A 13307-nucleotide genomic window follows, 5' to 3' on the forward strand; every position below is an offset into this window, starting at 1 on the left:
TCCCGGGCCTGCGCCCACCCCCGTACGAACGCGGCGCCGGCTACTCGCTCGCGATCGCGTTCAGGACGTTCATCCGGCCCGCCCGGAAGGCCGGGACCAGTGCGGCGAACAGGCCCACGAAGGCCGACGCCGCGAACACCCCGATGATCGTCGGCCACGGGATCTCCAGGACCTTCAGGCCCTCCAGCTCCAGCAGCTGCTGCGCCGTGGCGCCCCAGCCCATGCCCAGCCCGAGGCCGAGCAGGGCGCCGAAGAGGGCGATGACCACCGACTCCAGGCGGATCATGCGGCGCAGCTGGCGGCGGGAGAGGCCGATGGCGCGCATCAGGCCGATCTCGCGGGTCCGCTCGACCACCGACAGGGCCAGGGTGTTCACCACGCCCAGGACCGCGACGATGATCGCGAGGCCGAGGAGCCCGTAGACCATGTTCAGCAGCTGGCCGACCTGGTCCTTCAGCGCCTGCTTGTAGTCGGCCTGGTTGCGCACCACGTACTGCGGGTACTCGCCCAGGGCCGCCTTGACCGACTTGTACGCCGCGGCGTCGGACTGCCCGTCCTTCGCGGTGGCCAGCAGCATGAAGGGCAGCGGCATCCGGTCCGCCGGCACGTTCGCCCGCGCGGTCTCGGTGCTGATGTACTTCATGCCCTTGTCGAGGTTGCCCTCGTCGCTGGTGATCGCCGCGACCTTCAGCTTGACCGTCCTGCCGCCGGTGAAGGCGACGGTCATCTCGTCACCGAGCTTGATGTCGTGCTGGGCGGCGTAGAGGGAGCCGACCGACATGGAGCCCGCGCCGTAGGCCGCGGCGTGCTCGCCGGCGGTCATCTTGCGCCGGATGTCCTCGGCGTACGTCGGGTCGGTCGCGCCGAGTTCGGTCTCCTCGGTGGTGCCGTCGGGCGCGGTCAGCTCGACCCCGACCTGGCGGTAGGCGGTGACGTGGTCGAGGCCGGCGGTGGCGCGCAGGGCCTGCTCGGCCTGCGGCAGGACGGGCTGGCCGGCCTCGGAGGCGACGATGTAGTCCGCGCCGACCGACTTGTCGAGCTCCTCGGTCGCGGAGGCCACCATCGAGGAGCCGACCACCGACAGGCAGGCGACCAGCGCGAGGCCGATCATCAGCGCGGCGGCGGTGGCGCCGGTGCGGCGCGGGTTGCGCAGGGCGTTGCGCTCGGCGAGCCGGCCCACGGACCCGAAGGGCCGCAGGACCACACCGGAGAGCACCCGCACCACGCCCGCGGCGAGCAGCGGGCCGATGACGATGAAGCCGACGAGGGTCAGGACGACGCCCAGGCCCAGCCACAGGGACCCGGCCGCCGCCTTCTCGGCGGCCGCGGCGAGGTAGAGGGCGCCGCCGCCGACGGCGGTGAGGACCAGGCCGAGGGCGGCCCGGACCCGGCCTGCCTTCTTGTCGCCCGGGGTGCCGGACTCGCGCAGCGCGGCCATCGGGGAGACCTTGCCGGCGCGGCGGGCCGGGACGAAGGCGGAGATCACCGTCACGACGACGCCGAGGACGATGCCGACGACGGGGGTGGTCCACGCGACGGTCAGGTCGTCGGTGGACAGGTGCATGCCCATCTGGCCCATGAGCGCCATGAGGCCGACCGCCAGGCCCACGCCCGCCGCCACACCGAGGACCGAGCCGACCACGCCGAGCAGGAAGGCCTCGACGACCACGGACTTCAGTACCTGCCCGCTGTCCGCGCCGATGGCGCGCATCAGGCCGATCTCGCGGGTGCGCTGGGCGACCAGCATGGAGAAGGTGTTGAAGATCAGGAAGATGCCGACGAGGAAGGCGATGCCGGCGAAGCCGAGCATCACGTACTTCATGACGTCGAGGAACGCGCCGACGTCCTTGCGGTTGGCGTCCGCGGCCTCCTTGGCGGTCTGCAGCTTGTAGGCGTCCGCACCGAGGGCGGAGGCGATGTTCGCCTTGAGCTGCTCGTCGCTCACCCCGTCCTCGGCGGTGACGTTGACGTGCGTGAAGGAGTCGGCCGAGCCGAGCAGCGCCTGCTGCGCGGTGGCGGTGTCGAAGTAGACGACGGCCGCGCCCGGGTTGGTCACGGTGAAGGTGGCGATACCGGTGATCTTCGCGCGGATGTCACCGGTGACGGCGATGGTGCGCAGCTCGTCACCGAGCCCCAGCTTGTGCTTCTTCGCGGTGTCGGCGTCGACCATCACCTCGGTGGGGCCGCGCGGCGCCCGACCCGAGGTGATCTTCATCGACTTCAGCTCGTTGTCGCTCCAGTTGCCCGCGATGGTCGGGGCGCCGGTCGTCGAGCCCATGTTCTCGTTCTTGGAGTTGACCACCGTGACGGCCATCGAGACGACGCCGCCCTCGGCGTCCTTGACGCCCTCGGCCTTCCTGGCCTGCTCGACGACCGAGCCCGCCAGCATCTCCGGCTTGCCGCGGTCGGGGGTCTCGTCCCCGCTCCCGGCCGCCTTGGGGCTGACCGTCACGTCGGAGTTGGTGACCGCGAACAGCTTGTCGAAGGTGGTGTTCATCGTGTCGGTGAACACCAGCGTGCCGCAGACGAAGGCGACGGAGAGCAGGACCGCGACCGCCGACAGCGCCATCCGCCCCTTGTGCGCGACGAAGTTGCGCCGCGAGGTCTTCAGGACCGTGTTGCTCATGAGGTCCGCCCGCGCGCGTCGAAGTCCTTCATCCGGTCCAGGACCTGCTCGGCGGAGGGCGCGTGCATCTCGTCGACGATCCGGCCGTCGGCCAGGAAGATGACGCGGTCGGCGTAGGAGGCCGCCACGGGATCGTGGGTGACCATGACGATGGTCTGGCCGAGCTCGTCCACCGAACGGCGCAGGAAGCCGAGGACCTCGGCGCCCGCCCGGGAGTCCAGGTTCCCCGTCGGCTCGTCACCGAAGATGATCTCGGGTCGGGCGGCGAGGGCCCGGGCCACCGCCACGCGCTGCTGCTGGCCGCCGGACAGCTCGGTCGGCCGGTGCCGCAGCCGGCCGGCCAGGCCCACGGTCTCCACCACCCGGTTCAGCCACTGCGCGTCGGGCTTGCGGCCCGCGATGTCCATGGGGAGCGTGATGTTCTCCAGGGCGTTGAGCGTGGGCAGCAGGTTGAAGGCCTGGAAGATGAAGCCGATCCGGTCGCGGCGCAGCCGCGTGAGCTTCTTGTCCTTCAGCCCCGTGATCTCGGTGTCGTCCAGGTGGATCTGCCCGCTGGTCACCGTGTCCAGGCCGGCGAGGCAGTGCATGAGCGTGGACTTGCCGGAACCCGACGGGCCCATGATCGCGGTGAACTGGCCGCGCATGATGTCCACGTCCACCTCGTCGAGGGCGACGACACGCGTCTCCCCGGAGCCGTAGGCCTTGACGACCTTCCGCGCCCGGGCCGCGACGGCAGCATGCCCTCCAGTACCCCCGTGCCTGGTTTCGGTCATTGCCGTTGTCACGGTCTGTCTCCTTCTTCGAATGCGTGCGTCTGCGTCGTTGCGTCGCCGTGATGAAGTCTGCGGCGGCGGGACCTACGGCGCGCTGGTGCCCGTAGCCGTATCCGGCCGGGGGTTATCCCCACCCGCACCCCCGGTTCGTATGCTCCAGTTAAGGAGGCCGCCGACGGCTCCACCTCCTCCGCCGGGAGGAAAGACCCCTGGCCCGTAGTGCGTACAGACCCCTAGGGGATGTCCGCCCATCGGACTGCACGGCCTGAGGGATACCGCCCGCGGGGCGGCGGTGAGATGGTGTCCCCCGCACCTACGTGCAAGGGGAAGGAATCTCGGTGCCCGCAGCGGACAGCACGGACGGAGGTCCGGACGGCGCACCCGCCGCGGGGGCGGGCGCCACCCCCGGTGCAGCCGTTTCGGCCAAGGACGCGACCTCCGCCGCCGCCGCGGGTACGGGCGGACGCCCCCCGACCCCCGTGGTCGTCTCGCTGATGCTCGGCATGGCCCTCGTCGCCCTCGACAGCACCGTCGTCGCCACCGCCGTGCCCCAGATCGTCGGCGACCTCGGCGGCTTCTCCGTCTTCTCCTGGCTCTTCTCCGGCTACCTGCTCGCCGTCACCGTCACCCTGCCGGTCTACGGCAAGCTGTCCGACACCTTCGGCCGCAAGCCCGTCCTGCTCTTCGGCATCGGCCTCTTCCTCGTCGGCTCGCTGCTGTGCGCGTCCGCCTGGAACATGGCCGCCCTCATCGCGTTCCGCATCGTCCAGGGCCTGGGCGGCGGCGCCCTCCAGGGCACCGTCCAGACCCTGGCCGCCGACCTGTACCCGCTGAAGGAACGCCCGCGGATCCAGGCCCGCATGTCCAGCGTCTGGGCCACCTCGGCCGTGGCCGGCCCCGCCCTCGGCGGACTGCTCGCCTCCTACGCCCACTGGCGCTGGATCTTCCTGATCAACCTGCCGCTGGCCGCCCTCGCCCTGTGGATGACCGCCCGCCACGTGACCGAGCCCGTCCGCTCCCCCGGCCGCCGCGGCCCCGTCGACTGGGCGGGCGCCCTCGGCGTCTTCTGCTGCGGCGGGCTCCTCCTCTTCGCGCTCGTCCAGGGCGGAGTCGCCTGGCCCTGGCTGTCCGCGCCCTCCCTGGGCCTGCTCGCCGCGAGCGCCGCACTGGCCGCGGTGGTCGTCCGCGTGGAACGCCGGGCGCGGGAACCGATCCTGCCCGGCTGGGTGTGGCGCCGGCGCACCATCGCCGCCGTCAACCTGGCCATGGCCGCCCTCGGCCTGCTGATGGTCGCCCCGATGGTCTTCATGCCGACGTACGCCCAGTCCGTCCTCGGCCTCGGACCCGTCGGCGCCGGACTCGTCATGTCCGTCATGACCCTCAGCTGGCCCGTCACCGCGGCCCTCAGCCAGCACGTCTACCGGCGCATCGGCTTCCGCAACACCGCGGCCGTCGGCATCGCCCTGGCCACCGCCGTCCTCTACTCCTTCACCCTCCTGCCCCACCCCGCCCGGCCGTGGCAGCCCGCCCTGATCATGCTGCTGCTCGGAGCCTCCCTCGGCCTCTTCCAGCTCCCGCTGATCGTCGGCGTCCAGTCCACCGTCGGCTGGGCCGAACGCGGCACCACCACCGCCTCGGTCCTCTTCTACCGCCAGGTCGGCCAGAGCGTGGGCGCCGCCCTGCTCGCCGCCGTCGCCAACGCCACCATCGCCGCCCGCCTCTCCGACGCCCCCGCACCGGGGCTGCCGCGCCACCTCGACGACGTCGCCGAGGCCCTGGAACACCCGGCCCTGCTCCCCCGGGCCGCCGCCGACCACCTGCGCGAGGCCGTCGCCGCCGCCGTCGAGCACATCTTCCTCGGCGCGACGGCGGCCGCCGTGGCCGCGCTCCTCGTCCTGCTCCTGGTCGCACCCCGCAGATTCCCCGTCCTGCCGGAACTGCGCGACGAGTAGCCGGAGAGCCGCCTTGTCATGACCAGGGCAGTGGGCGACCCTCGTACGCAGCACCGTCATCCGGGGGGACACCATGACATCCGCACTGTGCGCACTGCTCTTACTGGCCGCGCTGGCCGGCCCGCTCTGCCTGCGGCTGCGCCGCCACCCCGCCTTCGTCACCGGCCGCGACGGCCGGCTCTCCACCTCGACCGCGATCGCCCTGGCCTGGACGGTGATCCTGGTCTGGCTCCTGCTCGCCCTCCTGGGCTACGGCCTCACCGCGGGCGGCGGCGTGAGCTGGTTCCACGGCACCGACGGCCCGCTGTCCACGCTGACGACGGTGTACCTGCCGCTGCTCGGCGGCCCGTACGTGGCGCTGATCGCGGCCAAGGCGGTCGTCGGCCTGCGCGTGGAGCGCGGCAGCCTCGCCAAACCGGCCGCCCCGCCCACCGCATCGGGCAGCCGCCCGCTGCGGGAGCTCATCGCGAACGACAGCGGACGCACCGACCTCGTCGACCTCCAGTACGTCACCCTCAGCGCGGTCACGATGCTCTACGTCGTCCTCTTCTTCCTCGCCGACGTCGGCGAGGGCCTCCCCCGCCTCCCCGAGGAGATCTGGGCCCTGACGGGCGCCCCGGCCGGCGCCTACCTCGTCAACAAGATGGCCACCCGTCCCAGCCCGGTCATCACCAAAGCCTCGGTCTCCGGCGACCGCCTGACCGTCGAGGGCGGCGGCTTCACCCCCGACCCGGCGGGCCGCCCGCCCCTGGTCACGGTCGACGACACCCCGCTGGAGGCCCGGCCCGACCCCCTGACCGGCGCCCTGACGACCACCCTGCCGCCGACGGCGAAACCGCCCCTGACGGTGGTGGTCACGGCCCGCGGCCTGCGCAGCGACCCGTACTGCTACGAGGGCCCCGCCCTCCCGGCCCAGCAGAGCGCAGGCTGACGATGCCACCCCTGGCCCCGTCCTGGCGCGCACCCTGGCGGACCTGGACGGCCCCTGCGGGCACCCGCGCCCGGTACGCCGAGATCCCCACGCCCCTGGGCACGTACACGCTTTTCCGGGAGCCCGGTCGGCGCCTCACCGCCACCGCCAGGGCCGAAGCCCGGGAACGCTGGCAGTTCCGCCTCGGGGAGGACACCGTCCTCGAGGTCGACGACGCAGCGGCCCCCTGGTACGGGATGCGGGTCCGGATGCGCCGCGGCGTCCGGGGCCGGCTCGACGGCGTGCCGTTCACGGCGCACGCCCGGGGCAGATCCCTGTCGGCGCACCGCCGGGGCATCCACTTCACCCTGGACGACGGACGGACCCTGTCGTTCACCGTCCACCGCCTCCACCGGCACCTCGTCCGGCGGACAGCCGGCACGGACACGGTGATCTCACGCACCCACGGCGGCGGCTGGGAGACCCGCGGCCTCGACCGGGGCGAGACGGCCCTCCTGTGCCTCGTCACCGTCGCGAGCCTCGACCGGCTCCTCGACCCACCCCTCCTAGAACTCCTCTGAGCTCAGCCGTCCTTGTGGCGGGCGACGTGGCCGGAGTCCGCGTCGCCCACCGCGAGAGCGGCCCGACGGCAACGCGACCGGACCGGGCACGGAGACGGGTGGGTGCCGTCCGGGACGTGGAACGTGATGTGTCGGCGCGGCGGGAGCCCGCGCGCCCGGCTCCGCCCCAGGCGCCACCACCACGCCCCGGACGGCACCCCCCCCGGCCCCGGCCCGCCCCCGGCAGGCCCGGCCCGGCCTGGCCCCGCCAGGTCCCCGGCAGGGCAACAGCCCGCCCGGGCAACGCAACGCCCGGCCGGGCCGCGGCCTCAGCCCTCCGCCGGGGCCCTCCCCGTCAGCGCCGACAAGCTGGCCCGGACGTGCGCCATGTGGGCCCGCATCTCCTCCTGCGCCTCCACGTGCTCCCGCAGCACCCGCTCCGTCTCACGAGAGATCCGCTCCTGCGCCACCCGCGCCTGCGCCACCAGCTCCGCGGCCCGCGCCTCCGCGTCCTCCTGACCGTGCCGCGCCGCCTCCTCCGCCTCCGCGTACCCCCGCCGCGCCTCCGCCAGCCCGGCCTCCGCGCACCGCTCCGACTCCGTGTGGCGCGCGTCCAGCTCCGCCTCCCGCGCCGCCAGCTCCCGGCCCACCGCCTCCCAGCGCTCCCCCTGCTCCCGCTCGCGCTCCACCCGCGCCGCTTCCGCCCGCCGCCGCACCTTCGCCAGCGCCGCCGCCGCGTCCGCCCGCCACGCCGCCGCGTCCTGGCGCGCCCCCGCCCGCAGGTCGTCCGCCTCCCGCTCGGCCCGCAACAGCCCCTGCCGCGCCCGGACCTCGGTCTGCTCCCGCACCGCCTCCGCGTCGCCGCGCGCCAGTTCCGCCACCCGCTCGGCGCGTGCCCCGGCCGCGTCCAGCGTCGCGGCCGCGTCCGCCCGCGCCTCCGTCCGTACCGCCTCGGCCTCCTCCTCCGCCAGCAGCAGGATCCGCCGGGCGCGCTCGCCCAACTCGTCGTACGTCTGCGGGGCGAGCCCGGCCACGACCTCCCGCAGCCGCGCCGCCTCCGCCTCCATCTGCCTGGCCAGGACCGTCAGCCGCGCCACCCGCTCCCAGGCCTCGTCGCGGCTCCCGGAGAGCCGGGCGAGATACCGGTCGACCTCTTCCATGCGGTAGCCGCGACCGCGCACGGTCGCAATGGGTGCACTCATCCTGGATGCGCCTCTCTCGCGGGGATTCCCGTCAAGGATGCGCCATTTGCTCCCTGAAGCCCGAATGGCCGGGCCGAGACCCCTTCCGAGGGTCCCGACCCGGCCACTCAACGGATCACGCGACCACGCGGCCACGCGACCACACGACCCCGCGATCAGAGGGGCGTCACAACAGCCCGTCCCACATCTGCTCCAGCAGCACCGACCACCAGCTCTCCGGCGACGCCAGCGCCGCACTGTCGAGCCCCGCCAGATTCGCCTGGAAATCGACGGTCCAGCGGCCGGCCTGCTCCGGCGTCAGATGCTGGCGCAGCCGCCACATGTGACCCAGCATCGCCATCGAGCGCACGAACTGCGGCAGGCTCGAATTCACGAACTGCGGCGGCACCGGAGCACCACCCGGCCCGCCCTCCACCGGCACCGCCACGATGTGCGCGGTCCCGTACTGCACGCACAGCGCCTTGCCGAAGTCGCTGCCGATCACGAGGTACGAGCCCGCGTCCGACGCCGGCTGCACCTGCCGCTGCGCCGCCAGCTCAGCCAGCGTCGGCACCGGCTGCCCCGGCACCGCCTGCGCCCAGAAGAACGGCCCGAAATCGACGGGCAGGCCGGCCCACATCAGCGTCTGCGCCACGATCTCCGGCACACCCTGCCGGGACACCGCCCGCTGGTCGAAGCGGAACACGCCCTGCGGACCGAACGCCGCCGCCAGCTCCTGCCCGATCGCCTCCAGCGGGATCGCCGGCTGCAGCGGGACCTGCGGCAGCGGCGCACGCACCGGCGCCGGGCGCGCCGGACCGTCCGCGACCTGGTGCAGCTCGCCCTGATGGGTGAGCAGGTGCCGCATGCCCTGCTGGCGGCCCGCGTGGTCCTTCCCGTACGGAGCCACGCTGGTGATCCGCACCTGCGGCCACGTCTCCCGGATCATGCGGGCGCAGTAACCACCGGGCAGCTCACAGGACTCCAGCTCGGTGTGCAGCTCCAGCACCTGCTGCGGCGGCACGTTCATCGCGCGCAGCTCGTAGAGGATCTGCCACTCCGGGTGCGGGGTACCGGGCGCCGAGCGGCGGATGAGCTGCTGCTCGGAGCCGTCGGGAGCGCGGTAGCGCAGCACGGCCTGGTAGCCGGGGCCGACCGTGGGCGCACCCGTCGGGGCCTGCGGCTGCGCCGCGGGCCCGCCGGGAGGCGGCCCGGGCGGACCGGGCGGCTGCGGGACGCCGGGACCCGCCAGCATCGTCGCGGCATGGTCGAGCCCGCCCCCGGGCGCACCGGGAGCCCCGGGGGCGCCCGGCGGACCGGGAGGCTGCGGGACGCCGGGACCCGCCAGCATCGTCGCGGCGTGATGGGCCCCGCCGCCGGGCGCACCGGGAGGTCCGGGCGGACCCGGAGGCTGGGGCGCACCGGCACCCGCACCCGGCGCACCGGGAGGACCGGGAGGCGCCGGCGGCCGGCCCGTCACGGCCGGACCGGCCAGCATCGTCGCCGCATGGTCGAGCCCACGCCCCAACGACCCGGGAGCCCCGGGCGGACCGGGAGGCGCCGGCGGCTGACCCGCACCAGGCGCACCGGGCGCACCGGGCGGACCGGGCGGACCCGGAGGCGCCGGCGGCTGACCCGTCACAGCCGGACCGGCCAGCATCGTCGCCGCATGGTCGAGCCCGCCACCGGGCGCACCCGGGGCCCCCGGCGCACCGGGAGGACCGGGCGGCGTCGCCGTGCGACCCGCACCCGGGTCCTCCTCGGCGCCCGGCCGCGAGACCCGGGCCCTGCTCGTCGGCGCGTCCGCGATCTCCTGGGGCGAAGACCCCAGCGCGGGCACCACGGCGGTCCGCGGCAGCTGACTGCCACCCGGCATCAGCGTCGTCTTCGCCTCGGGAGCCACCCCGGAGGACGGCGCGTCCTCCAGGTCCGACCCGGACAGCGGCGGCGCGAACACGGTCGCCGGGAGCGGCACGGACGCGTCGTCCGAGCCGGAGTTCACATCCGTACCGGCCCACGGCGTGGCCCCGGTCGGCACCACCGCGGCCGCGGGAGTCGCCGGAACGCCGTCGTTGGCCGTCGGCTCGTACGGGATCTCGCCCCCGCGCCGCAACGGCACCGCGTCCGCAGCACCCGGAACCACCGCCGCGCCGGACTCCGCCGAAGCCGAAGCCACATCCGCATCCGCGGGGACCGCGGGAGCACCGGAACCCAGGCCAGCGCCGGCAGCCGGCTCCAGAGACGCCGAAGCCGAAGCCGAAGCCGCGGCCGGCCTGGGCGGGATCCCCGCCCGGTCCGCCGCCTCCTGCAACCACTCCGGAGGACTCAGCATGAACGAGGTCTGCTCCGAATCGATCCGCGGCGGCGGAACCGAAGCCTCCGAGGCCGCGTTCGCAGCCACGGCCCCGTACTCCTCCTCGTACCGGCGAATCACCTCACCCACCGGCAGCCCCGGCCACAACGTCACCTCGCCGCTGTCCCGGGCGATGACCAGCCGCTGCCGGCCGCCCCCCGACACCGGACCCGCCGCACGGTCCTCCGCCCACACCACGAACCCGAGCCCGAACTCCCGTACCCGCACCTCCCGGTGCTGGTACGCGGGCACGTCCCCGTTGATCCACTCCTCGGCGCGCTCCTGCGCCTGCGCAAACGTCACCATCGCGCCGTCACCCCTCATCCGAACCGGCACGCGCCACCGGAACCGAACGCGCGAATCCGCCGTCCACCATCAGACCGGCCACCGTCTCCAGTTCCGGCGGGTTGCCCGCCAACCGCTCGAGGAAGGCATCGAAATCACCGCCGCACGGCAGCAAAAGCCGCTCCACGCGCTCCTGCACCGACCATCCGTCCTGGTCGCGTGCGTCGTCGTACGGGGAGAACCACACCGACCCGATGCCTTCGCCCTTCACCTTCAGCGCGAGCAGACCGCCCTGCGCGAAGGCCACGCACAGGTAGTCCTTCGTCAGGTGGTCGCGCAGGCACTTGTTGACGTAGACGAGGTCGTTGACCGCCGCCTCCTCACGCACCGTGAAGAACGGCTGGTCCACCAGCAGACCGAGCTCCACGTCCAGGCCGGCGCCCACCGGCGCACAACCGCCCGCCGCCTTCAGGAACGAGCGGTACGCCTCCGGCAGCCGGTAGCCGAGGTCCTCCTCGACCCCCTGGACCTGGCTCTCGGAGACCGACACCACGGACTTCGGCAGCCCGATGTGCGCCGGACGCACCTCCTGCAACGGCCGCGTCCCGCGCTTGTCGTGGTCCACCGGAGCCGTCGCCAGACCCGCGTGATGCCGCAGCAGCGCCTTCACCTCGACCGGGACCAGCTCCATGCGCCGCGAACCCGCCACGTGATGCCAGGTCCAGCCGTGCGGGGTGCCCACCGGCCCGACCGTGTCCCACAACTCGTGCCCCGCCGCCTTCATCGCCGCGTTCGCGGACACGTAGTCGGTCAGCCGCAACTCGTCGACGCCGAAACCCTCGGGCGGTTCGGCGATCTCCACCGCCGCGCGCGCGTAGGCGGAGAAGTCCGGATACCCGTCACCGTCCATCCGCACTCCGTGGGGATGCCGAGCGGCCCGGACCGGGTCCGGGAAATGCACGACCTGCCCCGAGTAAGCGGCGTTGGGTGGCGCGGCCTGCTGCCCGAGCCGACCTGTCGTCATGGCGGTAGCCCCCTGCTGGATCTGGCTGGTTCACCACAGCCTATGCGCTGGGGCAAGAGGCTCCCCCGCCCGCGACCCGCACACCAGCTCGACGGCCAGGAACATCCGAATTGATACGAAAATTCGACCCCGCTTCCGTATGACAGATGACATTTGGCAGGCTGTCCCCGCAGCACGGGGGCGTGCGCGACAGCGGTCACCACCGCCGCCACGGGAGGGAAAGCGCGACCATGCAGAACACGGCAACACGTACGGAACCGGGCGACGGCACCGCCGACGCGACAGGCACACCCGCCGAAGCGGGCACCGCCACCGGCGACCCCCGCCTGCGCTGGAGCAGCAGCGACGGCCGACCCACCCCACCCGTCCTGCGGTTCCGCCGGGACGGCATCCTGCCCACCGTCGCCGCCGCGCTCTCCGTACGCGGCGAGACCCTCACCGGCACCGCCGGCAAGGCCGACCAGCCACCCGCGCTCCACCCCCTCGTCCAGGACTTCCTGGACACCCTCACCAGCGGCCAGCGCGAACGCTTCACCGGACGATGTCCCGAAGCGATACTGCTCTCCCGCCACCTGGCCGCCGTCGAGGCCGCACGCTCCCGACGCGCCTCCCGCAAGCCCCTCTCACCCAGCGAGGCCCGCCGCTCCCTCAAGCACGCGAAGATCACCGCCCGGCGCATCCGCGAGGACGGCGACCCCCTCCACGGCAGCTACGCACCCCCCTGCCGCTCCTGCGACGCCCTCCTCGCCCACTTCGGCGTACGCCCCGTCGACCTCACCCCAGCCGAGTAGCCATGACCACCACCTCCGCCTCCTACGACCGCTCCTCGACGACCCGCTTCCCGGTCGCGGTGGACTCCGCGCTGCGCACCGCGGGATGGGAACCCGGCCGCTGGGACGCCAAGCAGGCCGAGTACTGGGCCGACGCCCTCCGGGACCACACGACCCCCGCCGGCCACCGGCACACGGTCTTCCCCGCCGCCGTCGAGGCGTGGGCGGAGTTCGGCGGCCTCACCGTCACCGCCCCCGGCCCCGGCCGCCAGATCGCCCCGACGCCGGTACGGATCGACCCCCTCACGGGACTCCACCTGGCGCGCACCTTCGCCGACCTCGGGCGGGCCCTGTCCACCCAGCTCTGCCCCCTCGGGGTCGAGGCCGACGGCGGCTCCCACCTCGCGCTCGACCGCGAGGGCCGCGTCTACGGCATCGACCACACCGGCGACTGGTACCTCGGCTCCACGGTCGACGAGGCCCTCACCCTCCTCCTGACGGGCCTCCAACCGACGCGCCTGACCACGCACCAGTAACCCTCCGCTCCCACCGTTTCCCTACGCGGGGAGCGAGGCAGAACGGGAGCGGTCCCCCTACGCGGGGAGCGAGGCGGAACGGGACACGGACTCGGCACCGTCCCCCTACGCGGGGAGCGAGGCAGGGCGGGATACGGGCACGGTGCGGGCGGGTCGCGGTGCCGCGCAGGGGTATCTCCTCGGCTCGGCGCCCGCGAGGTGTCTCGGCCATGAGCGGTGGTAGCGCGCTCGTCCTGCGGGGACACCCCTCCCCGTCCCCACTCCAGCAGTACGAGCCCGGTTCCGGGAGCCCTCCCGGCCGGGCCAGGGGCTCGCAGTGCGGGCGGCTTTGGGGGTG

General features: G+C 73.8%; 10 protein-coding genes. 5 read left to right on the forward strand and 5 right to left on the reverse strand.

Annotation, left to right across the window (positions count from 1 at the left end; all coding sequences use genetic code 11):
• Positions 1–40: 40 nt before the first annotated feature.
• Complete coding sequence (locus AVW11_RS17790) at positions 41–2626, reverse strand: ABC transporter permease (RefSeq protein ID WP_030846485.1); 2586 nt, start codon at positions 2624–2626, stop codon at positions 41–43.
• Complete coding sequence (locus AVW11_RS17795; protein ID WP_381784326.1) at positions 2623–3399, reverse strand: ABC transporter ATP-binding protein; 777 nt, start codon at positions 3397–3399, stop codon at positions 2623–2625. The genes AVW11_RS17790 and AVW11_RS17795 overlap by 4 nt, the downstream gene beginning before the upstream one ends.
• Before the next feature lie 338 nt (positions 3400–3737).
• Here AVW11_RS17795 and AVW11_RS17800 point away from each other — a divergent pair, with 338 nt between their 5' ends.
• From AVW11_RS17800 to AVW11_RS17810, 3 genes are all read left to right on the forward strand, one after another.
• Positions 3738–5351 (forward strand): MDR family MFS transporter, encoded by a 1614-nt coding sequence (locus tag AVW11_RS17800; protein WP_240528206.1) that lies wholly within the window; start codon positions 3738–3740, stop codon positions 5349–5351.
• Positions 5352–5424: 73 nt separating this feature from the next.
• A complete protein-coding gene (locus AVW11_RS17805) occupies positions 5425–6282 on the forward strand; it encodes a hypothetical protein (RefSeq protein WP_240528207.1) in 858 nt (285 codons plus the stop codon).
• Positions 6283–6284: 2 nt separating this feature from the next.
• Positions 6285–6842 carry a hypothetical protein gene (locus tag AVW11_RS17810; RefSeq protein WP_076044658.1) on the forward strand — a complete coding sequence of 186 codons (558 nt, stop codon included), beginning with the start codon at positions 6285–6287 and terminating at the stop codon, positions 6840–6842.
• 308 nt (positions 6843–7150) lie between these two features.
• On the opposite strand, the gene AVW11_RS17815 is transcribed toward AVW11_RS17810, so the two are convergent.
• The 3 genes from AVW11_RS17815 to AVW11_RS17825 all read right to left on the reverse strand — a co-directional run bounded on the left by AVW11_RS17815 (position 7151) and on the right by AVW11_RS17825 (position 11664).
• On the reverse strand, positions 7151–8023 hold the full coding sequence (locus tag AVW11_RS17815; protein WP_060179911.1) for a coiled-coil domain-containing protein: 873 nt from the start codon (positions 8021–8023) through the stop codon (positions 7151–7153).
• 166 nt (positions 8024–8189) lie between these two features.
• Complete coding sequence (locus AVW11_RS17820) at positions 8190–10661, reverse strand: SUKH-4 family immunity protein (protein ID WP_076044660.1); 2472 nt, start codon at positions 10659–10661, stop codon at positions 8190–8192.
• A 7-nt stretch (positions 10662–10668) separates the two neighbouring features.
• Positions 10669–11664 carry an SMI1/KNR4 family protein gene (locus AVW11_RS17825; protein ID WP_076044662.1) on the reverse strand — a complete coding sequence of 332 codons (996 nt, stop codon included), beginning with the start codon at positions 11662–11664 and terminating at the stop codon, positions 10669–10671.
• Between the two features lie 230 nt (positions 11665–11894).
• Between AVW11_RS17825 and AVW11_RS17830 the strand changes: the two genes are divergently transcribed.
• Both AVW11_RS17830 and AVW11_RS17835 read left to right on the forward strand, forming a co-directional pair.
• Positions 11895–12455, forward strand: a complete 561-nt coding sequence (locus AVW11_RS17830) for a YwqJ-related putative deaminase (RefSeq protein WP_060179913.1) — start codon at positions 11895–11897, stop codon at positions 12453–12455.
• 2 nt (positions 12456–12457) lie between these two features.
• A complete protein-coding gene (locus AVW11_RS17835) occupies positions 12458–12970 on the forward strand; it encodes an SUKH-3 domain-containing protein (protein WP_076044664.1) in 513 nt (170 codons plus the stop codon).
• Positions 12971–13307: the final 337 nt, after the last annotated feature.

It is taken from the genome of Streptomyces amritsarensis (assembly GCF_001953875.1).
Lineage (GTDB): Bacteria > Actinomycetota > Actinomycetes > Streptomycetales > Streptomycetaceae > Streptomyces > Streptomyces amritsarensis.

What these genes read in the sequence shown, in the direction of transcription:
- AVW11_RS17810 (WP_076044658.1), top strand. Translation starts at nt 6,285, where the DNA reads ATGCCACCCCTGGCCCCGTCCTGGCGCGCACCCTGGCGGACCTGGACG.
- AVW11_RS17795 (WP_381784326.1), bottom strand. Translation starts at nt 3,399, where the DNA reads ATGACCGAAACCAGGCACGGGGGTACTGGAGGGCATGCTGCCGTCGCG.
- AVW11_RS17825 (WP_076044662.1), bottom strand. Translation starts at nt 11,664, where the DNA reads ATGACGACAGGTCGGCTCGGGCAGCAGGCCGCGCCACCCAACGCCGCT.
- AVW11_RS17820 (WP_076044660.1), bottom strand. Translation starts at nt 10,661, where the DNA reads ATGGTGACGTTTGCGCAGGCGCAGGAGCGCGCCGAGGAGTGGATCAAC.
- AVW11_RS17835 (WP_076044664.1), top strand. Translation starts at nt 12,458, where the DNA reads ATGACCACCACCTCCGCCTCCTACGACCGCTCCTCGACGACCCGCTTC.
- AVW11_RS17805 (WP_240528207.1), top strand. Translation starts at nt 5,425, where the DNA reads ATGACATCCGCACTGTGCGCACTGCTCTTACTGGCCGCGCTGGCCGGC.
- AVW11_RS17815 (WP_060179911.1), bottom strand. Translation starts at nt 8,023, where the DNA reads ATGAGTGCACCCATTGCGACCGTGCGCGGTCGCGGCTACCGCATGGAA.
- AVW11_RS17790 (WP_030846485.1), bottom strand. Translation starts at nt 2,626, where the DNA reads ATGAGCAACACGGTCCTGAAGACCTCGCGGCGCAACTTCGTCGCGCAC.
- AVW11_RS17830 (WP_060179913.1), top strand. Translation starts at nt 11,895, where the DNA reads ATGCAGAACACGGCAACACGTACGGAACCGGGCGACGGCACCGCCGAC.